At 63.8% G+C, this 26,451-nt stretch carries 24 protein-coding genes and 2 pseudogenes; 11 read left to right on the top strand and 15 right to left on the bottom strand.

What is annotated here, in order from left to right; all coding sequences use genetic code 11:
- Positions 1 to 42: 42 nt before the first annotated feature.
- The 6 genes from pheS to aceA all read right to left on the bottom strand — a co-directional run bounded on the left by pheS (position 43) and on the right by aceA (position 6,272).
- The gene (pheS, locus tag BLW02_RS01315; RefSeq protein ID WP_092696647.1) at positions 43 to 1,095 is read right to left on the bottom strand and encodes a phenylalanine--tRNA ligase subunit alpha; all 1,053 of its coding nucleotides are present in this window, start codon (positions 1,093 to 1,095) and stop codon (positions 43 to 45) included.
- A 198-nt stretch (positions 1,096 to 1,293) separates the two neighbouring features.
- Positions 1,294 to 1,653, bottom strand: coding sequence for a 50S ribosomal protein L20 (rplT, locus tag BLW02_RS01310; protein WP_005795139.1), 360 nt, complete (start codon positions 1,651 to 1,653; stop codon positions 1,294 to 1,296).
- Positions 1,654 to 1,678: 25 nt separating this feature from the next.
- Positions 1,679 to 1,882, bottom strand: a complete 204-nt coding sequence (gene rpmI / locus BLW02_RS01305; protein WP_055402683.1) for a 50S ribosomal protein L35 — start codon at positions 1,880 to 1,882, stop codon at positions 1,679 to 1,681.
- A gap of 172 nt (positions 1,883 to 2,054) precedes the next feature.
- Complete coding sequence (infC, locus tag BLW02_RS01300) at positions 2,055 to 2,660, bottom strand: translation initiation factor IF-3 (RefSeq protein ID WP_092696646.1); 606 nt, start codon at positions 2,658 to 2,660, stop codon at positions 2,055 to 2,057.
- Between the two features lie 80 nt (positions 2,661 to 2,740).
- Entirely contained in the window at positions 2,741 to 4,660 is a 1,920-nt protein-coding gene (thrS, locus tag BLW02_RS01295) for a threonine--tRNA ligase (RefSeq protein WP_092696645.1), read from the bottom strand.
- Positions 4,661 to 4,940: 280 nt separating this feature from the next.
- Positions 4,941 to 6,272, bottom strand: coding sequence for an isocitrate lyase (gene aceA, locus BLW02_RS01290; protein WP_092696644.1), 1,332 nt, complete (start codon positions 6,270 to 6,272; stop codon positions 4,941 to 4,943).
- A 483-nt stretch (positions 6,273 to 6,755) separates the two neighbouring features.
- Between aceA and BLW02_RS01285 the strand changes: the two genes are divergently transcribed.
- Complete coding sequence (locus tag BLW02_RS01285) at positions 6,756 to 7,718, top strand: DMT family transporter (RefSeq protein WP_092696643.1); 963 nt, start codon at positions 6,756 to 6,758, stop codon at positions 7,716 to 7,718.
- Here the strand turns inward: BLW02_RS01285 and rraA are convergent.
- Positions 7,704 to 8,216: a ribonuclease E activity regulator RraA gene (gene rraA, locus BLW02_RS01280; protein WP_092696642.1), complete on the bottom strand. Its 513-nt coding sequence runs from the start codon at positions 8,214 to 8,216 to the stop codon at positions 7,704 to 7,706. The genes BLW02_RS01285 and rraA overlap by 15 nt on opposite strands.
- 285 nt (positions 8,217 to 8,501) lie before the next feature.
- On the opposite strand from rraA, the gene BLW02_RS01275 reads away from it, so the two are divergent.
- From BLW02_RS01275 to hemP, 8 genes and pseudogenes are all read left to right on the top strand, one after another.
- A complete protein-coding gene (locus tag BLW02_RS01275; protein WP_086912608.1) occupies positions 8,502 to 8,834 on the top strand; it encodes an SWIB/MDM2 domain-containing protein in 333 nt (110 codons plus the stop codon).
- A gap of 164 nt (positions 8,835 to 8,998) precedes the next feature.
- A pseudogene (locus tag BLW02_RS20135) lies at positions 8,999 to 9,115 on the top strand (Fe2+-dependent dioxygenase); the annotation flags it as partial.
- Positions 9,098 to 10,194 (top strand): annotated as a pseudogene (locus tag BLW02_RS01270) (alpha-hydroxy acid oxidase). The pseudogenes BLW02_RS20135 and BLW02_RS01270, both read left to right, overlap by 18 nt.
- A 111-nt stretch (positions 10,195 to 10,305) precedes the next feature.
- Complete coding sequence (locus BLW02_RS01265; protein ID WP_092696641.1) at positions 10,306 to 10,578, top strand: (2Fe-2S)-binding protein; 273 nt, start codon at positions 10,306 to 10,308, stop codon at positions 10,576 to 10,578.
- 100 nt (positions 10,579 to 10,678) lie between these two features.
- Complete coding sequence (locus BLW02_RS01260) at positions 10,679 to 11,365, top strand: energy transducer TonB (protein ID WP_092696640.1); 687 nt, start codon at positions 10,679 to 10,681, stop codon at positions 11,363 to 11,365.
- A gap of 25 nt (positions 11,366 to 11,390) precedes the next feature.
- Positions 11,391 to 12,107, top strand: coding sequence for a MotA/TolQ/ExbB proton channel family protein (locus BLW02_RS01255; RefSeq protein WP_092696639.1), 717 nt, complete (start codon positions 11,391 to 11,393; stop codon positions 12,105 to 12,107).
- 3 nt (positions 12,108 to 12,110) lie between these two features.
- On the top strand, positions 12,111 to 12,521 hold the full coding sequence (locus BLW02_RS01250) for an ExbD/TolR family protein (protein WP_092696638.1): 411 nt from the start codon (positions 12,111 to 12,113) through the stop codon (positions 12,519 to 12,521).
- 203 nt (positions 12,522 to 12,724) lie between these two features.
- Positions 12,725 to 12,940, top strand: a complete 216-nt coding sequence (hemP, locus tag BLW02_RS01245; protein WP_092696637.1) for a hemin uptake protein HemP — start codon at positions 12,725 to 12,727, stop codon at positions 12,938 to 12,940.
- A 291-nt stretch (positions 12,941 to 13,231) separates the two neighbouring features.
- Here hemP and BLW02_RS01240 read toward each other — a convergent pair whose 3' ends face one another.
- A complete protein-coding gene (locus BLW02_RS01240; protein ID WP_026436152.1) occupies positions 13,232 to 13,639 on the bottom strand; it encodes a GlcG/HbpS family heme-binding protein in 408 nt (135 codons plus the stop codon).
- A gap of 217 nt (positions 13,640 to 13,856) precedes the next feature.
- Here BLW02_RS01240 and BLW02_RS01235 point away from each other — a divergent pair, with 217 nt between their 5' ends.
- Positions 13,857 to 14,552, top strand: a complete 696-nt coding sequence (locus BLW02_RS01235; protein WP_092696636.1) for a Bax inhibitor-1/YccA family protein — start codon at positions 13,857 to 13,859, stop codon at positions 14,550 to 14,552.
- Between the two features lie 296 nt (positions 14,553 to 14,848).
- Here BLW02_RS01235 and rlmD read toward each other — a convergent pair whose 3' ends face one another.
- The 3 genes from rlmD to BLW02_RS01220 all read right to left on the bottom strand — a co-directional run bounded on the left by rlmD (position 14,849) and on the right by BLW02_RS01220 (position 17,235).
- The gene (rlmD, locus tag BLW02_RS01230) at positions 14,849 to 16,312 is read right to left on the bottom strand and encodes a 23S rRNA (uracil(1939)-C(5))-methyltransferase RlmD (protein WP_092696635.1); all 1,464 of its coding nucleotides are present in this window, start codon (positions 16,310 to 16,312) and stop codon (positions 14,849 to 14,851) included.
- 59 nt (positions 16,313 to 16,371) lie between these two features.
- Entirely contained in the window at positions 16,372 to 16,665 is a 294-nt protein-coding gene (locus tag BLW02_RS01225; protein ID WP_092696742.1) for a hypothetical protein, read from the bottom strand.
- 90 nt (positions 16,666 to 16,755) lie between these two features.
- Positions 16,756 to 17,235 carry an Lrp/AsnC ligand binding domain-containing protein gene (locus BLW02_RS01220; RefSeq protein WP_092696634.1) on the bottom strand — a complete coding sequence of 160 codons (480 nt, stop codon included), beginning with the start codon at positions 17,233 to 17,235 and terminating at the stop codon, positions 16,756 to 16,758.
- Positions 17,236 to 17,355: 120 nt separating this feature from the next.
- Between BLW02_RS01220 and putA the strand changes: the two genes are divergently transcribed.
- Positions 17,356 to 21,114, top strand: a complete 3,759-nt coding sequence (gene putA, locus BLW02_RS01215) for a trifunctional transcriptional regulator/proline dehydrogenase/L-glutamate gamma-semialdehyde dehydrogenase (protein ID WP_092696633.1) — start codon at positions 17,356 to 17,358, stop codon at positions 21,112 to 21,114.
- 102 nt (positions 21,115 to 21,216) lie between these two features.
- Here putA and BLW02_RS01210 read toward each other — a convergent pair whose 3' ends face one another.
- The 4 genes from BLW02_RS01210 to guaB all read right to left on the bottom strand — a co-directional run bounded on the left by BLW02_RS01210 (position 21,217) and on the right by guaB (position 26,431).
- A complete protein-coding gene (locus BLW02_RS01210) occupies positions 21,217 to 22,287 on the bottom strand; it encodes a DUF6352 family protein (RefSeq protein WP_092696632.1) in 1,071 nt (356 codons plus the stop codon).
- Between the two features lie 215 nt (positions 22,288 to 22,502).
- Positions 22,503 to 23,120 (bottom strand): 2'-5' RNA ligase family protein, encoded by a 618-nt coding sequence (locus BLW02_RS01205; protein WP_092696631.1) that lies wholly within the window; start codon positions 23,118 to 23,120, stop codon positions 22,503 to 22,505.
- Positions 23,121 to 23,249: 129 nt separating this feature from the next.
- On the bottom strand, positions 23,250 to 24,890 hold the full coding sequence (gene guaA / locus BLW02_RS01200) for a glutamine-hydrolyzing GMP synthase (RefSeq protein ID WP_092696630.1): 1,641 nt from the start codon (positions 24,888 to 24,890) through the stop codon (positions 23,250 to 23,252).
- Positions 24,891 to 24,961: 71 nt separating this feature from the next.
- Positions 24,962 to 26,431, bottom strand: coding sequence for an IMP dehydrogenase (guaB, locus tag BLW02_RS01195; RefSeq protein WP_092696629.1), 1,470 nt, complete (start codon positions 26,429 to 26,431; stop codon positions 24,962 to 24,964).
- Positions 26,432 to 26,451 lie beyond the last annotated feature (20 nt).

Below are 26,451 nucleotides of genomic sequence, written 5' to 3'. Positions count from 1 at the left end.
CAAATCCAATGAAGACAGGCGCTGGCAGCTCACTTTTTTGCGTTATTGAAACTGCGACAGGAAACGGATGTCGCCATCAAAGAACAAACGCAGATCGTTGACACCGTAGCGCAGCATCGTCAGGCGGTCAGGCCCCATGCCGAAGGCGAAACCGATGTACTTTTCGGGGTCGAGTCCCATGTTGCGCACCACATTGGGGTGCACCTGGCCTGAGCCCGCCACCTCCAGCCAGCGGCCGGCCAGCGGGCCTGACTGGAACTGGATATCGATCTCGGCGCTGGGCTCGGTGAACGGGAAGAAGCTGGGCCGAAAGCGCAGCACCAGGTCATCGCTTTCGAAGAAAGTGCGGCAGAAAGCCGTGAAGATGACCTTCAGGTCCTTGAAGCTCACGTTCTCGCCAATCCACAGGCCTTCGCACTGGTGGAACATGGGCGAATGCGTGGCATCACTGTCCACGCGGTAGGTACGGCCCGGCACGATGACGCGAATCTCGGGCATCGGCTGGCCCGCGTCCAGCAGTGCGCGGTGCTTCTTGACATGCTGCACGGCATGGCGCACCTGCACCGGACTGGTGTGCGTGCGCAGCAGGTTGGGCGCGCCGGGAGCGCCGCCCTCCACATAAAAGGTGTCATGCATGGACCGCGCGGGATGGTCCTCGGGCGTGTTCAGTGCAGTGAAATTGAACCAGTCGGTCTCGATCTCGGGGCCTTCGGCCACGTCAAAGCCCATGGAGCCGAAGATGCCCTGGATGCGTTCGAGCGTGAGCGATACCGGATGCAAACCGCCCTGCCCGCGCTGGCGGCCCGGCAGGCTCACATCCAGCGCCTCGGCCTTGAGCTGCACCTGCAGCTCCGCGTCGGCCAGCGCCTGGCGGCGCGCCGTGAGGGCCGCCTCGATGGCCTGCTTGGCGACATTGATGGCGGCGCCGCGAGATTTTTTTTCCTCGACGGAAAGCTGCGCCATGCCCTTCATGAGCTCGGTCACGCGGCCCGACTTGCCCAGAAACTGCGCCTTGGCGTTTTCCAGATCTGCGGGAGTGGCGCTTTGGGCAAACAGTTGCGTCGCGCTCTCTACCAGGGAATCCAACTCGTTCATACCGACTCTTTCATGACTTACGCAAACAAGGATGCACAAGCGACATTTCCATATGGCAAGCGTCTTGCCTCAGCCCGTTTTGCGTAAGTCGTTCTTTATCGACTCGTGAAAATGAACAAGGGCTAGTGCCTTTTCAAGCCCTAGCCCTTGCTGTTATTGCGCAAGCAGCTATCAGGACGATAGCCGCTCATCGTGAACTCAAGCAGCCAGCTTGGCCTTGACTTGCTCCACGATGCTGCCAAAGGCAGCCTTGTCGTGCACGGCGAGGTCGGCCAGCATCTTGCGGTCGATCTCGATGGATGCCTTCTTCAGGCCGTTGGCGAACTGGCTGTAGGTCAGGCCCAGTTCACGGGCAGCGGCGTTGATACGGGCGATCCACAACTGGCGGAACACGCGCTTCTTGGTGCGGCGGTCACGGTAGGCATATTGCCCAGCCTTCATTACCGCCTGTTTGGCGATACGGAAGACATTACCGCGGCGACCACGGAAACCCTTGGCAAGGGCGAGAACTTTCTTGTGACGGGCACGGGCCGTTACACCACGTTTGACGCGAGGCATGTATGTACTCCTTGTTCGTCAGTTATTAAAGGCCAGCACTGGGCAGCATTTGTGCGATCGAGCCCATGTTGGTCTCATGCACAGCAACTGCACCACGCAGGTGGCGCTTGTTCTTGGTGGTCTTCTTGGTCAGGATGTGACGCTTGAAGGCTTGACCGCGCTTGACGGTGCCACCGGGACGAACGCGGAAACGTTTTTTCGCGCTGCTCTTGGTCTTCATTTTGGGCATGTGAATGCTCCTTTTCGTTGTGCTCGTGAGGCGTTTGCAAACCGATCTGCAAACTTGTTGGCCCCGAGCCACTTTTATCGAAAGGCTTTCGCCTCTCGTTCGGCAGTGCCAAAGCACCACCTGATTGAACGCTGCCCCCTTGCGGTTGCAGCGCTCAAATTCTCCAATCCATTCAGGCCGAAGTGCCAGACGCCGGAGCAGCTTCCGCCACCGGCTTGGCCGCAGGCTTCTTCTTGCCCGGGGCGATCATCATGATCATCTGGCGGCCTTCCAGTTTGGGAAACTGCTCGATGATGATGGAATCTGCCAGCTCGTCGCGGATGCGGTTCAGCAAGGCCAAGCCCAATTCCTGGTGCGTGATTTCACGGCCACGGAACCGCAGCGTGATCTTGCACTTGTCGCCGTCCGCCAGAAAGCGGCGGATGTTGCGCATCTTGATGTTGTAGTCGCCATCGTCCGTACCCGGACGGAACTTGACTTCCTTGATCTCGATGACCGTCTGCTTGGCCTTGGCTTCCGCAGCACGCTTTTGCTCTTGATACTTGAACTTGCCGTAGTCCATGAGGCGGCACACCGGCGGATTGGCGGTGGCGGCAATCTCCACCAGATCCACATCCAATTCACCGGCCATGCGCAGAGCCTCCATGAGACTGACCACACCCAAAGGCTCATTCTCAGGACCGGAAAGACGAACTTCCGGGGCCATGATTTCACGGTTCAGGCGGTGCTTGCGCTCTTCACGGTGGCGGCGATCACGAAATTCAGTAGCGATGGCTATCTTCCTTGAATCAAAATGCTACAAAATAAGTAGCTAACACCGCACAACGGGCGCACGCCAGAGCATGTTTTCATTCAAAATCACACTTTGGAAGCGATGTCCTGGGCGATCAGCTCTGCGAACGCTTTAACGGACATCACACCGAGGTCTCGATTGCCCCGGGCGCGCACTGCGACGGCACCTGCTGCCTTCTCCTTGTCACCAGCGACGAGTATATAAGGCAGCTTTTGCAACGAATGCTCGCGTATTTTATACGTAATCTTCTCGTTGCGCAGATCGAGCGCCACCCTAAGGTCTTGATGGGGCAGCGATTTTTGCAGTTTCGCGGCAATTTCGCGACAGTAGTCGGCCTGTGCATCGGTGATGTTGAGCACCGCAACCTGCACCGGTGCCAGCCATGTCGGCAATGCTCCCGCGTGCTGCTCGATCAGAATGCCGATGAAGCGCTCCAGGCTGCCGACGATGGCGCGGTGCAGCATCACGGGCCGGTGGCGCGCACCGTCCTCGCCCACATATTCGGCGTCAAGGCGCTCAGGCATGGAAAAGTCCACCTGCATGGTGCCGCATTGCCATTGCCGGCCGATCGCATCCTTGAGCGTGTATTCGATCTTGGGGCCGTAGAAGGCACCATCGCCCGGCGCAATCTCGAACTCGCAGCCCGAGGCCCGCAGGCTCTCCATCAGTGCGTGCTCGGCCTTGTCCCAGCTCTCGTCGGAACCAATGCGCGCATCGGGGCGCGTAGCCACCTTGTAGATGATGTTCTCGAAGCCAAAGTCCTTGTAGACCTTCTGCAGCAAAGCCGTATAGGCCGTGCACTCGGGCAGGATATGGTCTTCGGTGCAGAAGATGTGCCCGTCGTCCTGCGTGAAGCCGCGCACACGCATGATGCCGTGCAACCCGCCCGTGGGCTCGTTGCGGTGGCATTGGCCGAACTCGCCGTAGCGCAGCGGGAGGTCGCGGTAGCTCTTGATGCCCTGCTTGAAGATCAGGATGTGGCCGGGACAGTTCATCGGCTTGAGCGCATAGTCGCGCTTCTCCGATTCGGTCGTGAACATGTTGTCGCGGTATTTGTCCCAGTGACCGGTCTTTTCCCACAGCGTCTTGTCGAGCAGCTGCGGGCCCTTGACTTCCTGGTAGCCGTTGTCACGGTAAACGCGGCGCATGTACTGCTCCACTTCCTGCCACACGGCCCAGCCCTTGGGGTGCCAGAAAACGACGCCCGGCGCATGGTCGTCGATGTGGAACAGGTCGAGCTCACGGCCCAGCTTGCGGTGGTCGCGCTTTTCGGCCTCTTCCAGCATGGTGAGGTACTGCTGCAGTTCGTCCTTCGTGGCCCAGGCCGTGCCATAAACCCGCTGCAGCATTTCGTTGCGATGGTCACCGCGCCAGTAGGCACCCGCCACTTTCATGAGTTTGAAGAACTTGAGCTTGCCGGTACTGGGCACATGCGGACCCCGGCACAGGTCTTCGAAGTTGCCTTCGCGGTACAGGCTCACATCTTCGTTGCTGGGAATGCTGGCAATGATCTCGGCCTTGTAGTGCTCACCCAGGCCCTTGAAGTACGCCACGGCCTCATCGCGTGGCAGTACGCGCCGCACCACGGGCTCATCCCTGGCAGCAAGCTCGGTCATGCGCTTTTCAATGGCGACAAGGTCTTCAGGGGTGAAGGGCCGTTTGTACGAAAAATCGTAGAAAAACCCGTTCTCGATCACCGGGCCAATCGTGACCTGCGCGTCAGGAAACAGCTCCTTGACCGCATAGGCCAGCAGGTGGGCGGTGGAATGGCGAATCACCTCCAGGCCGTCGGCATCCTTGGCCGTCACGATGGAGAGCGGGCTGTCCTGGGTGATCTGGTGGCTGGTATCGACCACCTTGTCTCCGATCTTGCCAGCCAGCGCAGCCTTTGCCAGGCCAGAACCAATCGAAGCAGCCACCTCGGCCACGGTGACGGGGCCGGGGTATTCGCGCTGAGAACCATCGGGGAGCGTGATGTGAATCATGGAAATCCTTGTCAAATCTTTTCAGGTGGGATGCGCTTGCCTGGCCCAGAACGCAAAAAAGCGCGGTACAGGTCCGCGCTTTGGAAAGGGGAAAGGTGAATCCCGAGCAGGCGCGAACGGCCGGCCTCAACGGCCGGTGAACATCTCCGATGTAGTTCGCGGTGTCATAACCAGCATGCCTTTCTCGCCCTTGTTGCATTGATCGGTGGCGCATTTTACCCTCTGCCAATAAAAAAGCCCGAAGCGGCCGCTTCGGGCTTGTGCGCTGTGGCGCCAGGGATCAGTGGAACTGCTCTTCTTCGGTGGAACCCGTCAGGGCCTTCACGGAAGACGAACCGCCCTGGATCACCGTGGTCACATCGTCGAAGTAGCCTGCGCCCACTTCCTGCTGGTGCGACACGAAGGTGTAACCCTTTTCGCGGGCGGCGAACTCAGGCTCCTGCACCATGTTCACGTAGTGCTTCATGCCTTCGCCGCGGGCGTATGCGTGGGCGAACTGGAAGGTGTTGTACCAGTTGATATGGATGCCTGCCAGCGTGATGAACTGGTACTTGTAACCCAGGGCCGACAGCTCTTCCTGGAAAGAGGCGATCTGCGAGTCGCTGAGGTTCTTCTTCCAGTTGAACGATGGCGAGCAGTTGTACGACAGCAGCTTGCCAGGGTTGGCGGCCAGCACGGCCTGGGCGAATTCACGGGCGAAGCCGATGTCGGGCACGCCGGTCTCGCACCACACCAGGTCGGCATAGGGAGCGTAGGCAATGCCACGGCTGATGGCTTGCTCCAGGCCGTTCTTGACGCGATAGAAGCCTTCCTGCGTGCGCTCGCCGGTCAGGAAGGGCTTGTCGTTGGCGTCGTGGTCCGAGGTGATCAGGTTGGCGGCTTCCGCGTCGGTGCGGGCCAGGATGATGGTGGGCACGCCCATCACGTCGGCGGCGAAGCGGGCCGAGATCAGCTTCTCGCAGGCTTCCTGCGTAGGCACCAGCACCTTGCCACCCATGTGGCCGCACTTCTTCACGGCGGCCAGCTGGTCTTCGAAGTGCACGCCGGCAGCACCGGCGGCGATCATGTTCTTCATCAGCTCGAAAGCGTTCAGCACGCCGCCAAAGCCGGCTTCCGCATCGGCCACGATGGGCAGGAAGTAGTCGATGAATTCCTTGTCGCCGGGGTTGATGCCACGGCCCCACTGGATTTCGTCAGCACGCTTGAAGGTGTTGTTGATGCGGCGCACCATGGTAGGCACCGAGTCGTAGGCGTACAGCGACTGGTCGGGGTACATGGTTTCCGACGTGTTGCCGTCCGCAGCGACTTGCCAGCCCGACAGGTACACGGCTTCGAGGCCTGCCTTGGCCTGCTGCATGGCCTGGCCGGCGGAGATCGCGCCAAAGGCGTTCACATAGCCCTTCTTGGCACCGCCGTTGACCTTTTCCCACAGCTTTTCCGCGCCGCGCTTGGCCAGCGTGTGCTCGATGGGCAGCGAGCCGCGCAGGCGCACCACATCAGCAGCGGTATAGCCCCGCTTGACACCCTTCCAGCGGGGGTTTTGGGCCCAGTCTTTTTCCAGGGCGGCAATTTGCTGTTCGCGGCTCAGTTGTTCATTGAAGGATTGGGGCATGGGTCACTCCAGGGGTTGTTGAAAAAAACCGGGCTGCATTTGCCAGCCCATGGGAAGTACTTTAAGTCTTCTATAAGACCTACACAAGCTCTTATGTCTTATATAAGATATAAATTTTTCCATTAAAAAACAACAGGTTAAATACAAAATTTCTCAATATGAGAATTGTTTTCTCATATCGAGAAAACTCTCAACGCTGCATTTCGTTCAAATTTTGAATTGTGAAATCACAATTTTGTATTGTGATAAGTCGCGCAACACCTCAGAGAACCTGTCGGCAACTTCCATGCAGTGGGCGGCGCCCCAATCTAGGCCGGTATGGTTTCATCCGTGAGACACGGCAACATCCGCCCTTCACCAGAGACTCCCCATTGCATCGGCACCCTGCTCGCTCACGCCCCGGCACAAAGCATCGCTGACCAGAATGGGGAGGCGCTTCGTCGGGCATGATGCGCAGTCCTGATTTTCCAGCCGCCAAGACGCATGAATGCCCCCAGCCGCCCCATCGCCTACCTGTGTCTGGCACTGAGCATGGCCCTGGTAGGCAGCTACGTGGCACTGTCCAAGCCGCTGGCGGCGGCGTTGCCGGTGTTTCTGCTGGCCTGGATGCGCTTTGGCATCGGCGGGCTGGCCATGGTGCACTGGCTGAAGAAACCCGCCGACGAACCACCCCTGACACCCCAGGTGCGGCGGCTGCTGTTTCTGGAGTCCTTCCTCGGCAATTTCCTGTTCACCCTCTGCATGATCTATGGCGTAAGCCTGACCAGCGCCGTGTCCGCAGGCGTGATCATGGCCACCATCCCGGCGGCTGTGGCCGTGATGAGCTGGCTGTTCCTGCGCGAGCGTGTGGCGCCGCGCACCTGGGTGGCGGTGGCCTGTGCCGTGGCGGGTGTTGCGCTTTTATCACTGTCAAAATCAGAGCTGCCAGCAAATGCAGGGCATGCACTGGATGGCAAAAACACCCCAAACCTTGTCTGGCTCGGGCAATTGCTGCTGGTGGGCGCCGTGGTTTGCGAAGCGGCGTATTCGGTCATCGGCAAGAAACTCACGGGGGCGATCGGCCCCAAACGCATCACCTCGCTGATCAACCTGTGGGGGTTTGCGCTGTCCACCCCGCTGGGCCTTTACATGGCCTGGGGATTCGACTTTGCAGCGGTGGGCTGGAACACCTGGCTGCTCCTGGTGTTTTATGCACTGGCAGCCTGCATGTGGACCGTGTGGCTGTGGATGACGGGCCTGAAAGCCGTGCCGGCGGCACAAAGCGGCATATTCACCGTGCTGTTGCCTGTCAGCGCCGCGCTGGTGGGTGTGCTGGTGCTGGGCGAATCCTTTTCGGGCCTGCAGTTGCTGGCCTTTGGCATTGCGCTGGCCAGCGTGCTGCTGGCCACCCTGCCCACGCGTGCGGCGCTGCGCGTGGGCCTCCGGGTCGACTCAAGCCACAAGTGACCGGGCGCTGACAACGATGCCGTCGGCGTCCGCGCAGAGCCAGTCGCCCGGACGCACCCACACGCCCTGGATCTGCACGGCCACATCGCGCTGGCCCTCGTTGCGCTTTTCGGTGGGCAGGGGCATCAGGCCCAGGGCGCGGATGCCCACGGCGGCTGCATTCAGTTCGGCAACATCGCGCGCACAGCCATCCACCACCAGGCCGGCCCAGCCATTGCGGGCAGCGGCGGCGGCCAGGTTGCCGCCCACCAGGGCGCGCCGCAAAGAGCCCCCGCCATCCACCACGAGCACGCGACCCAGACCGGGAGAATCCACCGCGACCTTGACCAGGGTGTTGTCCTCAAAGCACTTCACCGTTGCCACCGTGCCGGCAAAGGCCGCCACGCCGCCGTAGCTGTGGAATACGGGCGGCAGTACGCGAAATGCACCGCTGTCGTCGCCCTTGTGCGCGTCACAGAGATCACAGGTGCTGAATGCCGTGGAAGAAGGGGCGGTCATGTCGGGAAACCTTTCACGCGGGAAGTTGCAGGAGTAGAAGGCGCGGCGCCGTCATGGCGTCGGCAGATTGTCGCGCCGCGCGGGAAAGCACCGGAAGCCGGGGCATGCATGAGGCATTCCCAAGCGCCCTCTGCGGCCCCTGCACAGTGCTCCACCGCAACAAATCGAGGTAAAAAAAGGCTTGGCCCGCTTGGAAACGTGTTTTTTTCCCAGTAGCATCACCGTGCCAGTGGGAAAGTCTCGCTTTCGCTGGTGAAAATTTACTTCCAACAAGGACAACCCGACATGGCAACTGCAAAAAAAGCTCCGGCAAAAGCCGCTCCCGCAGCCAAGGCGCCCGCCACCAAGGCCGCCGCGCCCGCCAAGAAGCGCACCCCCAATGCTGCCTTCATGAAGGCGCTGACGCCCAGCCCCGCGCTGGCCGCCGTGGTGGGCTCGGCACCGCTGCCGCGCACGGAGATCATCAGCAAGCTGTGGGTGTACATCAAGGCCCACAACCTGCAGGATGCCGCCAACAAGCGCAACATCAATGCAGACGCCAAGCTCAAGGAGCTGTTTGGCAAACCGCAAGTCTCGATGTTCGAACTGGCCGGCCTGATCGGAAAGCACGTCAAGTAAGAAGCTTTCCCTCTTGCTGCAAAAAAACCGGCTTGGCCGGTTTTTTTTCGTCCGGATGCCAGGAAAGTGTCGTGCGTCAACATCAAGGCAAATGAGAATGACCCGCATTTGATGCAACATAAAGAAGCACGACGACGCACAGCCATGTTCACCTGGCCACTGCCTCTCGCCTGCCCGCGGGCGACATGATCCTGTACTCCAGCAGCACGTTGCACCAGGTATTGCCCGTCACACGCGAGCACCGCATCAGCAGCTTTTTCTGGATGGAGAGCATGGTGCGCGGAATGGAGCCGCGCCAGCATCTGGACGACAACGCCTGGGCCTACTTCAGCGGTGGTGCCGCCGACGAGATCACCTTGCGTGCCAACCGCAGCGCCTGGGACGCCCCCGCCCCAGTGGCCGCGCGTGCTGCAGCCACTGGCGGGCGGCCACACCCGAGTGCAGCTGCTGGGCCGCACCCTGGCGCATCCCATCTTGCTGGCGCCCATTGCCTTCCAGCGCCTGGCCCACCCCGATGGCGATCTGGCCATGGCCTACGCGGCGGCTGCGCAGGGCGCGGGCGTGGTGCTCAGCACCCAGGCCAGCGTGTCGCTGGAAGCCATTGCCGACGCCGTGCGGCCCGACCCGGGGCGCGGCCCGCTGTGGTTTCAGCTCTACCTGCAGCCAGACCGGGGCTTCACCCAGGCGCTGATGCAACGCCGAAGCCGCCGGCTACGAAGCCCTGGTGCTGACGGTGGACGCGCCATCGAGCGGCGTGCGCGACCGCGAACGGCGCGCGGGCTTTCGGCTGCCGCCCGGCGTGGGTCCGGTCAACCTGACGGGACGGCAGGCGCCCGCCATCCCCCCACTGCAGCCCGGCCAGAGCGTGCTGTTCGATGCCCTGCTGCACCACGCCCCCACCTGGGACGACATTGCCTGGCTGCAGTCCATCACCCGCCTGCCCGTGCTGCTCAAGGGGGTGCTGCACCCCTCCGATGCGCGCCAGGCGGTGGCAGTGGGTGCGGCGGGCCTGATCGTTTCCAACCACGGCGGGCGCACGCTCGACACGGCCCCCGCCACTGCCAGCGCCCTGCCGCGCGTGGTGCAGGCCGCAGGTGGCGCCATGCCCGTGCTGGTGGATGGTGGCATCCGGCGCGGCACCGACATCCTGAAGGCCATGGCGCTGGGCGCGTCGGCCGTACTGGTGGGGCGCCCCGCCGTGTGGGGCCTGGCCCATGCGGGCGCTGCTGGCGTGGCCCATGTGCTGCGCCTTTTGCGCGATGAGCTGGAGATTGCCATGGCGCTCACGGGCTGCGCCACGCTGGCGGAGGCATCACCGGCACTGCTGGATGCCGATGCCATCGCCGACAGCAGGGGTTGAAAAAACTTTCTCCCTCTTTCTCCCTTCTGGCGAAATTGGTTTAGTGCAAATACGATAGATTCGCATTTATAATCCAGTCATCCACAACAGCCAGCCAAACTGCCTGCCGCCATGATCGTCTGTGTTTGCCGCCGAATTTCCGACCGTGACATTGCCCGCCATGCGCGTGCAGGCATGAGTTTCGACGAGATCCAGTTCGAGCTGGGCGTGGCCACCCAATGCGGATGCTGCGAAAGCTGCGCCCGCGATGTGGTGGCGCAATGCAGCGCAACCCGTCCGGTGGCCGCCCTGCACAATGAGGTCACGGCGCAACCGGTCCAGCTTGCCAACTCCATTCGGGAAAGCAAGGCATGGAACTCCTCTCTACACTCGCAGGCAGCCTGATCCTTGTGGCCGGTTCGGCCTGGTGGGTCCTCCGTCAATAATTCAAGTGTTTTTTGGCGGTGGCGCTTATCCATAAAGCGCTTGAAGCTATCATTTTTATATGCCCCAACCAGACCGTTTTGCCCCCGCCGGGGGCGTGAGCCGCAATGCCGTGATCGTGGGTTCGGTGGTGCTGTTGCATGTGGCGGGCCTGTGGGCCCTGCAGTCCGGGCTGCTGCGCAAGGCTGCAGAGGTCATCGTCCCTGCGGAACTGCTGAGCGAATTCATCGCCCCGCCAGCCCCCAAGCTGGCCCCACCGGCACCACCTGCCCCACCGCCGCCCAAGGCAGCGCCCAAGGTACAGGCCCCACGCCCGGCGCCCATGCCCGTGGCCATTGCCGACCCCACGCCGGCCCCGAATGCCCCCGTTGGCGTCACCACGCCCCAGCCACCGGCACCTCCCATCGAAGCCCCGGTGGCGCCCCCGGCACCGCCCGCGCCACCGGCACCACCCGCTCCGGCCCGCATCGAGATGCCTTCCAGCGATGCCGCCTACCTCAACAATCCCAAGCCCAGCTATCCGGCCATCAGCAAACGCATGGGCGAGCAGGGCAAGGTGGTGCTGCGCGTGCTCATCGGCACCGACGGCCTGCCGCAGAAGGTGGAAATCAGCCAATCCAGCGGCTACGACCGTCTGGACCGCCAGGCCCAGGACGCCGTGATGCGCTGGCGCTTCGTGCCTGGCAAGCGCAATGGCGTGCCCGAGACCATGTGGAATCTGGTGCCGATCAATTTTGTTCTCGAATAAACACATCACTTTGCAGGGAGTTTTCATGGAATCGCAATTCGGCATCGCCAACGTATGGACACAGGGCGACTTCGTCACCCGCGCCGTCGCCATCCTGCTGCTGGCCATGTCGCTGGCCTCATGGATCGTGATTCTCATCAAGGCGCTGGACATCGTCCGGTTCAAGAAGCACGCCCGCTCCGCGCAGGACTTCTGGCACAGCGAAGACTTTGCCGCCGGACTGACCAAGCTGGGCAATGACCCCGCCAACCCGTTTCGCCACCTGGCGCTGGAAGGCCGCGAGGCAACGGCCCACCACCGCAACACCAAGGTCCATCTGCACGACACGCTGGACGTGAGCGACTGGGTCACACGCTGCCTGCGCAACTGCATCGACGAGTTCACGGCACGCATCCAGTCCGGCCTGGCCATCCTGGCCTCGGTGGGCTCGACGGCTCCCTTCATCGGCCTGTTCGGCACCGTGTGGGGCATCTACCACGCACTGCTGGCCATCGGTACGTCGGGCCAGTCCACCATCGACAAGGTGGCCGGCCCCATCGGCGAAGCGCTGATCATGACGGCGCTGGGCCTGGCGGTGGCCATCCCTGCCGTGCTGGGCTACAACGCGCTGGTGCGCGGCAACAAGTCCATCCTGACCGGCCTCAACAGCTTTGCGCACGACCTGCATGCCTACTTCGTCACCGGTGCCCGGGTGAATGCCGGCGAACCAGCCAAGGTGCTGCCCATGAAGAAAGGCAGCTAAGCCATGGCCTTCGGAACCCAGGACGACTCCGACGAGGTGATGAACGAGATCAACATGACGCCGCTGGTGGACGTCATGCTGGTGCTGCTCATCATCTTCATCATCACCGTGCCGGTGATGAAGCATTCGGTGAACGTGGACCTGCCCCGCGCCACCAACCAGCCCGAGCTCATTCAACCCGAAACCGTGCGCCTGTCGGTGGCCGCCGACGGCCAGTATTTCTGGAACGGCGCGCCCGTGGCCGACGAAGAACTGTCCACCCGCCTGCAGGCAGAAGCCAGCAAAACGCCGCAGCCCGACCTGCACATCCGGGGCGACAGAGCGGTGCGCTACGAACGCGTGGCCCAGGCCATGGCGGCAGCACAGCGCGCGGGCGTGCGCAAGATCGGCTTTGTCACCGAGCCGCAGCCGTAAACCAGGCACCACGGGGCAGCGACCACTCCACGGTTCGCCCGAACGCCAGGCCGCTTGGGCAAACAAGGGCTTCCACTTGGCAGTACCGGGGCAGTGCGATATCCGCCCGGCCCCTTTTTATCCCTTTTCAACAGAAATCACTTGACTTGTAATTGCGAATCGTTATCATTAGCAAACCGAATCGCAATGCACCTGAACCTCTCATGCAAGCCACTTTGACCAAAGCTTCCTCGCTGTGTTTCGCCAGTTCCGGGTCGGTGGCCTCTCCACCAGCCGTGCCCAGTTCACAGCTGGCTGATACAGCAGCAGTGGATAGCAGCACGCTCTTGCAGGGCCACAAAACCGTGGCCATCCACCACAACGGATCGGTGTACCGCCTGCAGGCCACCAAGCTGGGCAAACTGATTCTCACCAAATAAATCGGACCGCCAGCCAGCGCGCTCGCACGCGCCACCTCGCAGCTGGCGTCTTTTCAGGGTTTCATCGTGGGGAGACTCCCGGGCTTGTCACAAGCCCGACAGGGTCTTTTTTGCCAGCCAACGGGCGTGCCCGCGTAGCCAGGCTTTTTTTCCAGCCCCCGCTGGCAGAAACTTTGGCGGCATCAAAAAACCGGTCCTTGAGACCGGTTTTTTGATTTGGAGCGTTTTCCGCCTGCAGCGCTTGATGGCAGAGCGCAAGCGGCTATCCACCCCATAGCATCCCATCGCCCATCAGAGGCCCAGCGCCGCAATGCCTGCGCGTGCAACCTGCGCATCCTCGGAGGATTTCACGCCGCTCACGCCCACGGCCCCCAGACATTGCCCGTCTTTCAGGATGGGCACGCCGCCTTCGAGCAGACCCTCGATGGCAGGCGCGCTGAGAAACGCCGTGCGGCCGCCATTGACGATGTCTTCATACACCTTGCTCTCGCGGCGGCCCAGTGCGGCCGTGTGGGCCTTGGCCGGCGCGATGTGCGACGACACCGCCGCCGCGCCATCCAGGCGCTGCAGCCACAGCAGGTGGCCGCCATCGTCCACGATGGCGATGGTCACGGCCCATTGGTTCTTCAGCGCTTCGGCTTCGGCCGCCGCCGCGATCTTCTTGACATCGGCCAGTTCGAGTACGTGTTTGGTTTTCATGGTTGCATCGCAGTTGAGGGGGCTGGTGATCAGTGACCAGGCCACCCGAATGGAAACGGCAAGCATAGCGGCAGCCGGCGCCCGGCAAACCCCTGCATGGGGTGAAAGAATAATGACTTAAAGTGTCTGACCGGATGCGGTTATTGCTTTTCGTCAAGTCATCGCCACATAGAATCCAGCGGTCTGCACCGTGCAGGCCAACTAGGAGAGACACAAGATGAATGACCAAGTCACCACCCTGGGCCACTCTGCGGGCTATGGCATCTCGCAGGAGCAGCGCCACAAGGTGCTGCGCAACACCTACTGGCTGCTGGCCCTGAGCCTGCTGCCCACCGTGCTGGGCGCCTGGATTGGCGTGGCCACCGGCATCACCCAGTCGCTGCGCGGCGGCGTGGGCCTGATTGTTTTCATGGGCGGCGCCTTTGGCTTCATGTTCGCCATCGAAAAGACCAAGAACTCGGCGGCGGGCGTGCCGGTGCTGCTGGGTTTCACCTTCTTCATGGGCCTGATGCTGTCACGCCTGATCGGCATGGTGCTGGGCTTCAAGAACGGCACCGACCTCATCATGACGGCCTTTGCCGGCACGGCGGGCGTGTTCTTTGTCATGGCCAGCCTGGCCAGCGTGATCAAGCGCGACCTCTCGGGCATGGGCAAGTGGCTCATGGTGGGCGCACTGGTGCTGATGGTGGGCGCGGTCGTCAACGTGTTCGTGGGCTCGTCGGCCGGCATGATGGCGATCTCGGTGGCCGCCATCGGCATCTTCAGCGCCTACATGCTGTATGACCTCAAGCAGATCCTGGATGGCGGCGAAACCAACTACATCAGCGCCACCCTGGCCCTGTACCTGGACATCTTCAATGTGTTCCAGAGCCTGCTGGCCCTGCTCGGCATCATGGGCGGCGAGCGCGACTGATTTCACCGCGCGCATCTTGACGACTGCCCACAAGGCTCCTTCGGGAGCCTTGTTCATTTCGGCCTTCCCCCGATCAGGCCTCAAGAGCGCGGCGGGCCTGCCGATGATGCAGACGGCGACATGCGCGAGCACAAGATCAAGGGCAGGCCTGCGCTGCTGGGCAAGAGGGACAGGCCCGAGCGCAGGAACCGCAACGCCGACATCGAACCCGAACCGCGCGACGGCCACAACCGCAGCTGACGGGCCGGCGAGCGCAGCGCCGGTCTAGAGGCTGCCCCCACCCCACCCGTTCGGGCTCACACCCGTTCAAACACCGCCATGCTCTCGACATGGGCCGTGTGCGGGAACATGTTCACCATGCCCGCCGCCGTGCATCGGTAGCCCGCCAGGTGCACCAACAGCCCTGCGTCGCGCGCCAGCGTGGCGGGGTTGCAGCTCACATAGACGATGCGCTGGGGCGGCGTCCAGCCCTCGGCCCCCGCGGGCAGCGGCCCTGCACCGTCGGCGCCGATGCGTGCCTGCTCGATGTCAGCCAGTGCCTTGGCCAGCGCGAAGGCACCCTCGCGCGGGGGATCGACCAGCCACTTGTCGGCCACACCGTCGGCCACCAGCATCCCGGGGGTCATCTCGAACAGGTTGCGGGCGACGAAATCAGTAGCTGCCAGCGCTTTATGGTCCTGCGCCGCAGCCTGATTCGATGCATAGTTTTCGCGCGAACGCGCCACCAGGGCCTCGCTGCCCTCAATGCCCAGCACTTCGCGCGCCTGGGTGGCCAGGGGCAGCGTGAAGTTGCCCAGGCCGCAGAACCAGTCGATCACGCGCTCGTCTTTCTGCACATCCAGCAGGCGCAGCGCGCGCGATACCAGCACGCGGTTGATGTGCGGGTTCACCTGGGTGAAATCCGTGGGCTTGAACGGCATGGTGATGCCGAAGTCGGGCAGCGCATACGACAACGGTTCGCCGCCTTCATCGAGCAGCTTCACGGTGTCCGGCCCCTTGGGCTGCAGCCACCATTGCACCTGGTGTTCGGCCGCAAAGGCGCGCAGCCGGGCGAGGTCATCCGCGCTCAGCGGCTCCAGGTGGCGCAGCACCAGTGCGGTCACGCTGTCGCCACAGGCCAGTTCGATCTGCGGGCAGGTGTCGCGCGCGTCCATGCCGGCAATCAGCGCCCGCAAGGGCATCAGCATGGCGTCCACATGCGGCGGCAGCACGGGGCATTGCTGCATGTCGGCCACATAGCGGCTCTTGCGCTCATGAAAGCCGATCAGCACCTGGCCCTTCTTGATCACATGGCGCACCGACAGCCGCGCCCGGTAACGGTAGCCCCAGGCCGGGCCCTCGATGGGACGCAGCATGGTCTGGGCCTTCACCTTGCCCAGGTGCCAGAGGTTGTCCTCCAGCACCCGTTGCTTCACGGCCACCTGGGCGCCGATGTGCAGATGCTGCATCTTGCAGCCGCCGCAAGCGCCGGCGTGCAGGCCGAAATGCGGGCAGCCGGGGCGCACACGCTGCGACGATTCGCGGTGAATCGCCACCAGGCTGGCCTGCTCCCAGTTGTTCTTCTTGCGGTGGGTGTTGGCGGTGACCAGTTCGAACGGCAGGGCACCATCGATGAAGACGACCTTGCCGTCGGGCTTGCGGGCGACGCCCTGGGCATCCAGGTCCATGGACTGGACCTGCAGCCAGCCTTCGGGCAGATCGCTCTGGGAATTCTGCGCGGTGGGTTCAAACGAGGGGGATAGTTCTTTCGGTTCGCTCATCCCCCGATTGTCTCAGGCCCGGGGCTGCGCTTGCCCCGGCCCCGGAGATGTGGCTGGGTTCAGCCCCGATCTGCGCGCGCAGGGCGCATGCCGACCGGCCCCGCGGTGGATGCCAGCGGCAGCTTGTTGATCGTGAGCTCGCAGCCCTGGTCGTTCAGCGAGAACACCAGCGTTGCGCCCGGGGCCACCTGGGGAAGGGTTTCATGGATGTCACGCGACATGTCCACCGGAGGCACGGACGCCCGGTAAACAATCTCCTGATCGGGCGCATACACCAGATAGCAGGCGGCTGCGGCCGACTGACTGGCAAAGGCGGCTACCAGTGCAACAGCAGCGCACGGAAATGCGGACATGGTCTTCTCCTCGATCTGGTTGAAATGGTCATTCATTATGCGGTGAGGACAGCACGCACCCCAAGCCCGTTGCCGCGCAGCCAGACACCATTACCGCAAATGCAGATGGTTGCTGTGTTTGACCTCCTCCATCACCGCATAAGTGCGCGTCTCGCGCACGCCAGGCAGTTGCCACAGCACATTGCCGGCAAACACGCGGTAGGCATTCATGTCGGCCGCGCGGGTCTTGAGCAGGTAGTCGAAGCCGCCCGCCACCAGGTGGCATTCCATGATCTCGGGGTGCACCTGCACGGCGGCCTTGAACTGGTCGAACACATTGAGCGTGGTGCGGTCGAGCAACACCTCCACAAACACCAGCATGCCCGCACCGAGTTTGATGGGATTGAGCCGCGCTTCGTAGCCCAGGATGAAGCCATCGCGCGTGAGGCGCTGCACGCGCGCCAGCACGGCCGTGGGCGAGAGAGCCACGGCCTCGGCCAGCTTGAGGTTGGCAATGCGGCCGTCTTCCTGCAGGATTGACAGGATCTTGCGGTCAATGCGGTCCAGATCGGTTTCCATGGCGGCAGACATTAGTGAATTATTCTGAAGATACCTCATTCTTTGAACATTCATTCATCCAAAGCCCAAGGATCATTGCCAACAACACACCCAACCCGTGTCGGACCCGCACAACCACCGAAAGACTTCACCATGACGCAGCCCACCGCCCAGCCTTCCGCGCCGTTCGCCGACTTCGCCCCCCGCCCCCCGCTGAGCAACCCGCTGCACGCCGCCATCACCGCCGCCACCCGCCGCCCCGAGCCCGAGGCCCTGGCCCCGCTGCTGGCCCAGGCCCGCCTGCCCGCGGATCAAGCCGCAGCGGCAGAACAACTGGCGCTGCGCATTGCCAAGGCGCTGCGTGAACGCAAGGCCAGCGCCGGGCGCGCGGGCATCGTGCAAGGGCTGCTGCAAGAGTTTTCGCTGTCGTCGCAAGAAGGCGTGGCGCTGATGTGCCTGGCCGAGGCGCTGCTGCGCATCCCCGACAAAGCCACACGCGACGCGCTCATCCGCGACAAGATCAGCCACGGCCAATGGGATTCGCACCTGGGCAAGAGCCCCTCGCTCTTCGTCAACGCCGCCACCTGGGGCCTGCTCATCACCGGCAAGCTGGTGGCCACGCACAGCGAGAGCAGCCTGGGCAACTCGCTCAGCCGCCTGATCGGCAAGGGCGGCGAGCCCCTGATCCGCAAGGGCGTGGACATGGCCATGCGCATGATGGGCGAGCAGTTTGTGACCGGTGAAACGATTGACGAAGCGCTGCGCAACGCCCGCACCATGGAGGCCGAGGGCTTTCGCTATTCCTACGACATGCTGGGCGAGGCCGCGCTGACCAGCGCAGACGCCAAGCGCTACTACGCCTCGTATGAGCAAGCCATCCACGCGATTGGCAAGGCATCCGCCGGGCGCGGCATCTACGAAGGCCCAGGCATTTCCATCAAGCTCTCCGCTCTGCACCCCCGCTACAGCCGCGCACAGTTTGGCCGGGTGATGGACGAGCTGTACCCGCTGGTGCTGCGCCTAACGGCCCTGGCCAAGCAGTACGACATCGGCCTGAACGTCGACGCCGAAGAAACCGACCGCCTGGAGCTGTCGCTGGACCTGCTGGAGCGCCTGTGCCACGAGCCCACACTGGCGGGCTGGAACGGCATCGGCTTCGTCATCCAGGCCTACCAGAAGCGCTGCCCCTTCGTCATCGACTACGTGGTGGACCTGGCCCGCCGCACCCAGCGCCGCCTGATGGTGCGCCTGGTCAAGGGCGCCTACTGGGACAGCGAGATCAAGCGCGCCCAGGTCGATGGCCTGGAGGACTACCCCGTCTACACCCGCAAGGTGCACACCGACATTTCGTACATCGCCTGCGCCAAGAAGCTGCTGGCGGCACCCGAGGCCGTGTACCCCCAGTTCGCCACGCACAACGCCGAGACGGTGGCCACCCTCTACCAACTGGCGGGCAGCAACTACGACGCGGGGCAATACGAGTTCCAGTGCCTGCACGGCATGGGCGAGCCGCTGTATGAACAGGTGGTGGGCGCCATCACTGCGGGCAAGCTCGGCCGCCCGTGCCGCATCTACGCCCCCGTGGGCACGCACGAAACCCTGCTGGCCTACCTGGTGCGCCGCCTGCTGGAAAACGGCGCCAACACCTCGTTTGTGAACCGCATTGCCGACGAGACCATTGCGCTCCATGAACTGGTGAAAAGCCCCGTGCAGGTGGCGGACCAGCAAGCGGCCGTGGAAGGTGCCGCTGGCCTGCCCCACCCCCGCATTGCCACACCCCGGGGCTTGTATGGCGCGCACCGCACCAACTCGCGCGGGCTGGACTTGTCGAACGACAACACGCTGACCGAGCTGGCTGCCACGCTGCAAGCCACGGCCGCCCACGCCTGGACGGCAGCGCCCCTGCTGGCCGCTGACGTGCCCGCAGGCCCCACCCAGCCCGTGCGCAACCCGGCCGTCCACAGCGACGTGGTGGGCCAGGTGCAAGAAGCCACCACCACCGACGTGGACCAGGCCCTGGCCCACGCCCAGGCCGCCGCCGCCCCCTGGGCCGCCACGCCGCCCGCCGAGCGCGCTGCCGCGCTGCTGCGCACCGCCGACCTGCTGGAAGCGCGCATGCAGCCCCTGCTGGGCCTGCTGATGCGCGAAGCGGGCAAGAGCGCCAGCAACGCCGTGGCCGAAGTGCGCGAGGCCGTGGACTTTCTGCGCTACTACGCGGCCCAGGTGCAGAGCACCTTCGACAACGCCACCCACATCCCGCTGGGCCCCGTGGCCTGCATCAGCCCCTGGAACTTTCCGCTCGCCATCTTCATGGGCCAGGTGGCGGCCGCGCTGGCTGCGGGCAACCCCGTGCTGGCCAAGCCCGCCGAGCAAACCCCGCTCATCGCTGCCGAGGCCGTGCGCCTGCTGTGGCAGGCCGGCGTGCCCCGTGCCGCCGTGCAGCTGCTGCCCGGCCAGGGCGAGACCGTGGGCGCCCGCCTGATTGGCGATGCCCGCGTGATGGGCGTGATGTTCACCGGCTCCACCGAGGTCGCCCGCATCCTGCAGCGCACCGTGGCGGGTCGGCTCGATGCCGCAGGCCGCCCCATCCCGCTGATTGCCGAAACCGGCGGGCAGAACGCCATGATCGTGGACTCTTCCGCCCTGGTCGAGCAGGTGGTGGGCGATGCCGTGTCGTCCGCCTTTGACAGCGCGGGCCAGCGCTGCTCCGCCCTGCGCGTGCTGTGCGTGCAGGAAGAAGCCGCCGACCGCGTGGTCGAGATGCTGCAAGGCGCCATGGGAGAGCTGCGCGTGGGCAATCCTGGCGAATTGCGCGTGGACGTAGGCCCGGTGATCGACGCCGAAGCGCAGGCAGGCATCACCCGGCACATCGAGACCCTCAAGGCCAAGGGCCATCGCGTGTTCCAGCATGCCAACCATGTGTCGGCAGCCGGAGCGCAGGGCACCTTTGTGCCCCCCACCTTGATCGAGCTGAGCCACATCGACGAATTGCAGCGCGAAGTCTTCGGCCCCGTGCTGCACCTGGTGCGCTATGCGCGCAACGACCTGGACGGTCTGCTCGACCAGATCAACGCCACCGGCTACGGCCTGACGCAGGGCGTGCACACCCGCATCGACGAAACCATCGCCCGCGTGGTGAACCGCGCCCATGCGGGCAACGTCTACGTGAACCGCAACATGGTGGGCGCCGTGGTGGGCGTGCAGCCCTTTGGTGGCGAAGGCCTCTCGGGCACGGGGCCCAAGGCGGGCGGGCCGCTGTACCTGCTGCGCCTGCTGTCGCAGCGCCCGGCCGATGCCCTGGCCCGCACGTTTGCCGAGGCTGACCGCGCCACACCGCCCGACGATGCGGTGCGCGAACGCCTGCTGGCGCCCCTGGCCAGCTTGCAGCAATGGGCGCACCACCAGGGTAACCTGGCCCTGGCAGGCCACTGCCAGCGCTTTGCACAGCAAACCCCAAGCGGCACCGCCCGCACCCTGCCCGGCCCCACGGGCGAGCGCAACGTCTATACGCTGGCCCCGCGCGCCCGGGTGCTGTGCCTGGCGCAGAGCGCAGACGACCTGCTGGCGCAGACCGCGGCAGTGCTCGCCAGCGGCGGCACGGCCCTCTGGCCCTGTGCGCAAGCCGCCCTGCGCGCACGGCTGCCCACGCTGGTACAAGCGCAGGTCATGCTGCAGGACAACACGCTGAACGACGGCACGCTGGAGCTGGACGCCGTGCTGCACCATGGCGACGCCCCATCGCTGCAAGCCGTGTGCAAGGCCCTCGCTCGCCGCCCCGGGCCCATCGTGGGCGTGACCGCGCTGCAGCCCGGTGCCGCAGACATCCCGCTGGAGCGCCTGCTGATCGAACGATCCCTCAGCGTGAACACGGCAGCAGCAGGGGGCAATGCGAGCCTGATGACGATTGGCTGAACGCCAGGCACTGCGCAGCTACCCATCGGCAAGAGAATTTGAATCAAATGAGCTGATATCGCTTATGTATAAAGCGCTTGAAGCTCTTTATTCAATAGCATTTCAAGATGAAGACGCCAGTGGCAAATTGAGCAGCAGGTTCTGCGGCTTGATGCGTACCACACCCTCGGCGTTGGTGGCCAGCCCCAGGTACACCGGCTTGCCCGCCACATCGGCGCGCATCTCGGCGGGGTTGGCGAAGGTCAGCGTGAACAGGCTCACCAGGCGCGCCATGCGGTCGGCCTCGACCGGGTGGCCCTGGTACAGGTCGTTGAGGATGGCGGTGGACTCCACATCCAGCCCCACATGCCAGCGCCAGGCGCTGTCGGTGACCTGGTGCACAGGCTCGACGCGCACCTGCACGCCCAGGAAGTGCTGCACCCAGCGTTCCAGCACGCGGGCCAGCGCCTTCAACCCGGAGCGCGCTCGCGTCATCTTGAAGGTCAGACCATGGCTCAGGTCCTGCGTCAGTTCATGGGTCAGGTCGAGCAAAAACCGGTAGCGGCCACTGTCCTGCCAATACGCCGCCGCGTTGTCGGCACCGAGCACTTGCAGTTCGACGTGCGGCTGCAGTGCGCCGCTTTCCAGCAGCAGCCGCCCTACATCGCCCAGGCCTGCGGTTTCGTTGAGCATGTCCAGCGTGGCGCGGTCGCCAGCCAGCATCTGCCCATCCTGCAAGCTCACGCGCTGCGACCGAAACAGCATCTCGGCTGCGCGGGCCTCCACGGCGTCGTTGCAATCGTTCAGCAGGTTGCGCAGCATGGCCTGCACCATGGCGTCAATGAACACCGCTGGAATGTTGATGGCACCACCGCGCATGAGCTGCAGGTAGTAGGCCTCCAGCGTGCCTGCGCTCACCAACGCATCGCGAAAATGCAGGAAGACGGCGTAGTTCTCGCGCGCGTCGTCGTCCGCCAGCACCGCCAGTTCCTGCGGCGCCACGGGCCGCAAAGGCGATGTGGCCAGAGACTGGTGCAGGGCCATTTCGGCAGCGCACGACTCGGGCACCAAGGCAAGCTCGGGCCTTGCCAATATCCACTGAAAATACGTTTCAGTAGGAACGAGCCAGCCGCGCGCGTTTCGCACGAGCGCGTGAAAGCCGCATGGGGGCCAGAAGTCTGTGGACGAATTCATATGGCAGCGCCTCCAGCTGGCACCAGTACGCAGGCAAGAAAAATATTCATAGGAGGTAAAGCGCGATCCCCGGAGAGCCCCCTCGGGTCCGATCACGGCGCGCGAAAAAGGAGCAAGCTCCCATTGTGCCGATGGGCGAGCACAAGAATGGCAAAAGGGCTCTTGAGGCACCTTGGCCAATCATCCGTGGTGGACGAAGGAAAGCGCAAGCCGCATTACATGCACTGCGGGCCGTGCAATGTCCACCGTCCCAGCACCCGGTACGGCCCCGGAGAGCCGCGCAGGTTGTAGAGCAACTGGAACTCCCGCACCGTCCACTCCACGGGCTCCACCGGATGTGGCTCCACCACAGAGGGGCTGTACATCAGGGTCATGTGAGGGGTCACGGAAGGTATGCCATGTACCGCACTTGCCCCACCAGAAAATGAACTATCCAGCGCGCCGTACAAGGAGCGGTGGAGTTCCAGAAAACCGGCCACACCCGCGCCATGGCCACACAACACCAGGGGGCGCCTTGCATTGCGCCGCTGAAAGCTCAGACAACGGTCCAGCCGCAGGGTGAATGCAGGGGCATCCACCTGCGCAGCTGCCAGGCGTGCAAGACCGACCTTGTGCGCTGGAAACTCAGCGTCCCACCCCAGGGACACCAGCGTGACATGCAAGCGCTCCCTGCGCACCTTGCTGCCTTCCAGGTGGCGCAGAGCCATCTCCTGATCGCACAGGCGATCTGCTTTTAGCCCTGCGTCGGCATCCGCAAGCACGGCAAAGAAAACATGGTGATGGAGGCCCGGCGCAGACGCGATACCGGGCAGCAGGGACTGGTCGTCGGGCATGTCACCGCCTCCTTCAACGAGCCAAGCACCTTAGCGCGCGAGCCGGGCCCCGTCCAGATTCCGCCGCCCTGTCGTCAGGCCGCAGGCTTCGCGCAGGCGCCAGGTCGCCTGCCGCGCGGCACTGTCACTTCATTCCCACTCAATCGTCGCCGGTGGTTTGGAGCTGACGTCGTAGGTCACGCGGTTGATGCCGCGTACTTCGTTGATGATGCGCCCCGACACTTTCTTGAGCAGCGCGTAGGGCAGCTCGGCCCAGTCGGCGGTCATGAAGTCGCTGGTCTGCACGGCGCGCAGGGCGACCACGTAGTCGTAGGTGCGGCCGTCGCCCATCACGCCCACGCTCTTGACGGGCAGGAAGACGGTGAAGGCCTGGCTGGTGAGGTCGTACCAGGTCTTGCCGGTGGCTTCATCCACGTGGTTGCGCAACTCTTCGATGAAGATGGCATCGGCACGGCGCAGCAGGTCTGCGTATTCCTTCTTGACCTCGCCCAGGATGCGCACGCCCAGGCCGGGGCCGGGGAAGGGGTGGCGGTAGACCATTTCGGGCGGCAGGCCCAGGGCCACGCCGAGTTCGCGCACCTCGTCCTTGAACAGGTCGCGCAACGGCTCCAGCAGCTTGAGGCCCAGTTGCTCGGGGAGGCCGCCCACGTTGTGGTGGCTCTTGATGGTGACGGCCTTCTTGCTCTTGGCACCGCCCGATTCGATGACGTCGGGGTAAATGGTGCCCTGGGCCAGCCACGTCGCGCCTTTGACGGTGCGACCTCCGGTCTCGCCCTTGGCGCCGTCACCCTTGAGCTTGGCAGCTTCCTGCTTGAACACATCGACGAACAGGCCGCCGATGATCTTGCGCTTTTGTTCGGGCTCGCTGACTCCTGCCAGCTTGCCCAGGAACAGGTCGCTGGCGTCCACACGGATGACCTTGGCGTGCAGCTTGCCAACGAACATGTCCATGACCATGTCGCCCTCGTTCAGGCGCAGCAGGCCGTGGTCCACGAACACGCAGGTGAGCTGGTCACCGATGGCGCGGTGGATCAGCGCAGCGGCCACGGACGAGTCCACGCCGCCCGACAGGCCCAGGATCACTTCTTCATCGCCCACCTGCTGGCGGATCTGCTCCACCGCCTCGGCGATGTGGTCGCGCATCACCCAGTCGGGCGAGGTGCCGCAGATGCCGAGCACAAAACGATCCAGCAGCGCCCTGCCCTGCACGGTGTGCGTCACCTCGGGGTGGAACTGCACGGCATAGAAGCGGCGGTCTTCGTCGGCCATGCCGGCGATGGGGCAGCTCTCGGTGCTGGCCATGAGCTTGAAGCCCGGGGGCAGCTCGGTGACCTTGTCGCCGTGGCTCATCCACACGTTGAGCATGCCGTGGCCTTCGGGCGTGGTGAAGTCGGCAATGTCCTTGAGCAGCGCGGTGTGGCCGCGTGCGCGCACCGCCGCAAAGCCGAACTCGCGCTTGTGGCCGCCTTCGACCTTGCCACCGAGCTGGTGCGCCATGGTCTGCATGCCGTAGCAGATGCCCAGCACGGGCACGCCGAGCTGGAACACCGCTTCGGGGGCCTTGTCGGTGGTGTCCTCATACACGCTGGCGTGGCTGCCCGAGAGGATGATGCCCTTGAGCGAGCCGTCCTTGGCGTAGTCGCGCACCCACTCGTCCGTCACGTCGCAGGGGTGCACTTCGCAGTACACATGGGCTTCGCGCACGCGGCGTGCGATGAGCTGGGTGACTTGCGAGCCGAAATCAAGGATGAGGATCTTCTGGTGTTGCATGGTGGGCCACAGGAAAAAGACAAAGGCCCGAACACCTGGACATCGGGTTCGGGCCTGTGGTTGCTGAAAAATCAGTCCGCGCGGTAGTTGGGCGCTTCCTTGGTGATCTGCACGTCGTGGACATGGCTTTCGCGGATACCGGCGGTGGTGATCTCGACGAATTCAGCCTTGTTGTTCATGTCCTCGATCGTGGCACAGCCGCAGTAGCCCATGGCGGCACGCACGCCGCCGGCCATCTGGAACACGATGGAGACCATCGAGCCCTTGTAGGGTACGCGGCCTTCAATGCCCTCGGGCACCAGCTTGTCGGCATTGGGGTTGCCCGTGGTCGACTCCTGGAAGTAGCGGTCGGCACTGCCCTGCTGCATGGCGCCAATGGAGCCCATGCCGCGGTAGCTCTTGTAGCTGCGGCCCTGGAACAGGATCACCTCACCCGGCGCTTCTTCCGTGCCGGCAAACATGCCACCCATCATGATGGTGCTGGCACCCGCGGCCAGGGCCTTGGCAATGTCGCCGCTGTAGCGCACGCCGCCGTCGGCAATCAGCGGCACGCCCGTACCGCGCAGCGCCGTGGCCACGCTGTCGATGGCCATGATCTGCGGCACGCCCACACCGGCCACGATGCGCGTCGTGCAGATGGAGCCAGGGCCAATGCCGACCTTGACAGCGTCGGCACCTGCCTCGACCAGCGCCAGCGCAGCCGCGCCAGTGGCGATGTTGCCGCCAATCACATCGACTTGCGGGTAATTCTGCTTGACCCAGCGCACACGGTCGATGACGCCCTTGCTGTGGCCATGGGCCGTGTCCACCACGATGGCGTCCACGCCGGCCTTCACCAGGGCCTCGACACGCTCTTCCGTGCCCTCGCCCACGCCCACCGCCGCACCCACGCGCAGGCGGCCGTTGCTGTCGCGTGCGGCATTGGGAAAGCTGGTCTGCTTGGTGATGTCTTTCACCGTGATCAGGCCCTTGAGCACAAAATCATCGTTGATGACCAGCAGCCGCTCCAGCTTGTATTTGTTCAGCAGGGCCTTGGCCTCGCTGGCCGTGGCGCCCTCCTTGACCGTGATGAGCTTTTCACGGGGCGTCATGATCTGGTGCACCTTGACGTCGTAACGGGTTTCAAAGCGCAGATCGCGGCTGGTGACGATACCCACCACCTTGCCACCATCGCACACCGGAAAGCCCGAAATACCCAGCTGCTCCGACAACTCCAGCACCTGGAGCACGGTGTGCTCGGGGGTGATGACGACCGGATCGCGCACCACGCCCGACTCGTACCGCTTGACCTTGGCCACGTGGGCGGCCTGTTCCTGGGGCGTGAGGTTCTTGTGCACGATGCCGATGCCGCCCTCCTGGGCGATGGCGATGGCCAGGCGCGCCTCGGTCACGGTGTCCATGGCGGCGGACACCAGCGGCAGGTTCAGCTGGATGTTGCGGGAGAGTTTCGTCGCAAGGGACGTGTCCTTGGGCAGGACCTGGGAGTACGCTGGCACCAGCAACACATCGTCGAAGGTGAGCGCTTTTCCAAGAAGGCGCATGAGAAAGCTCCAAAAAATGG

This window comes from Acidovorax soli, from assembly GCF_900107605.1.
GTDB classification, from domain to species: Bacteria; Pseudomonadota; Gammaproteobacteria; order Burkholderiales; family Burkholderiaceae_C; genus Acidovorax; species Acidovorax soli.
This window is presented reverse-complemented; position numbering and strand designations above follow the sequence as displayed.

What these genes read in the sequence shown, in the direction of transcription:
- pheS (WP_092696647.1), bottom strand. Translation starts at nt 1,095, where the DNA reads ATGAACGAGTTGGATTCCCTGGTAGAGAGCGCGACGCAACTGTTTGCC.
- rplT (WP_005795139.1), bottom strand. Translation starts at nt 1,653, where the DNA reads ATGCCTCGCGTCAAACGTGGTGTAACGGCCCGTGCCCGTCACAAGAAA.
- rpmI (WP_055402683.1), bottom strand. Translation starts at nt 1,882, where the DNA reads ATGCCCAAAATGAAGACCAAGAGCAGCGCGAAAAAACGTTTCCGCGTT.
- thrS (WP_092696645.1), bottom strand. Translation starts at nt 4,660, where the DNA reads ATGATTCACATCACGCTCCCCGATGGTTCTCAGCGCGAATACCCCGGC.
- aceA (WP_092696644.1), bottom strand. Translation starts at nt 6,272, where the DNA reads ATGCCCCAATCCTTCAATGAACAACTGAGCCGCGAACAGCAAATTGCC.
- BLW02_RS01285 (WP_092696643.1), top strand. Translation starts at nt 6,756, where the DNA reads ATGAATGCCCCCAGCCGCCCCATCGCCTACCTGTGTCTGGCACTGAGC.
- rraA (WP_092696642.1), bottom strand. Translation starts at nt 8,216, where the DNA reads ATGACCGCCCCTTCTTCCACGGCATTCAGCACCTGTGATCTCTGTGAC.
- BLW02_RS01275 (WP_086912608.1), top strand. Translation starts at nt 8,502, where the DNA reads ATGGCAACTGCAAAAAAAGCTCCGGCAAAAGCCGCTCCCGCAGCCAAG.
- BLW02_RS01265 (WP_092696641.1), top strand. Translation starts at nt 10,306, where the DNA reads ATGATCGTCTGTGTTTGCCGCCGAATTTCCGACCGTGACATTGCCCGC.
- BLW02_RS01260 (WP_092696640.1), top strand. Translation starts at nt 10,679, where the DNA reads ATGCCCCAACCAGACCGTTTTGCCCCCGCCGGGGGCGTGAGCCGCAAT.
- BLW02_RS01255 (WP_092696639.1), top strand. Translation starts at nt 11,391, where the DNA reads ATGGAATCGCAATTCGGCATCGCCAACGTATGGACACAGGGCGACTTC.
- BLW02_RS01250 (WP_092696638.1), top strand. Translation starts at nt 12,111, where the DNA reads ATGGCCTTCGGAACCCAGGACGACTCCGACGAGGTGATGAACGAGATC.
- hemP (WP_092696637.1), top strand. Translation starts at nt 12,725, where the DNA reads ATGCAAGCCACTTTGACCAAAGCTTCCTCGCTGTGTTTCGCCAGTTCC.
- BLW02_RS01240 (WP_026436152.1), bottom strand. Translation starts at nt 13,639, where the DNA reads ATGAAAACCAAACACGTACTCGAACTGGCCGATGTCAAGAAGATCGCG.
- BLW02_RS01235 (WP_092696636.1), top strand. Translation starts at nt 13,857, where the DNA reads ATGAATGACCAAGTCACCACCCTGGGCCACTCTGCGGGCTATGGCATC.
- rlmD (WP_092696635.1), bottom strand. Translation starts at nt 16,312, where the DNA reads ATGAGCGAACCGAAAGAACTATCCCCCTCGTTTGAACCCACCGCGCAG.
- BLW02_RS01225 (WP_092696742.1), bottom strand. Translation starts at nt 16,665, where the DNA reads ATGTCCGCATTTCCGTGCGCTGCTGTTGCACTGGTAGCCGCCTTTGCC.
- BLW02_RS01220 (WP_092696634.1), bottom strand. Translation starts at nt 17,235, where the DNA reads ATGTCTGCCGCCATGGAAACCGATCTGGACCGCATTGACCGCAAGATC.
- putA (WP_092696633.1), top strand. Translation starts at nt 17,356, where the DNA reads ATGACGCAGCCCACCGCCCAGCCTTCCGCGCCGTTCGCCGACTTCGCC.
- BLW02_RS01210 (WP_092696632.1), bottom strand. Translation starts at nt 22,287, where the DNA reads ATGAATTCGTCCACAGACTTCTGGCCCCCATGCGGCTTTCACGCGCTC.
- BLW02_RS01205 (WP_092696631.1), bottom strand. Translation starts at nt 23,120, where the DNA reads ATGCCCGACGACCAGTCCCTGCTGCCCGGTATCGCGTCTGCGCCGGGC.
- guaA (WP_092696630.1), bottom strand. Translation starts at nt 24,890, where the DNA reads ATGCAACACCAGAAGATCCTCATCCTTGATTTCGGCTCGCAAGTCACC.
- guaB (WP_092696629.1), bottom strand. Translation starts at nt 26,431, where the DNA reads ATGCGCCTTCTTGGAAAAGCGCTCACCTTCGACGATGTGTTGCTGGTG.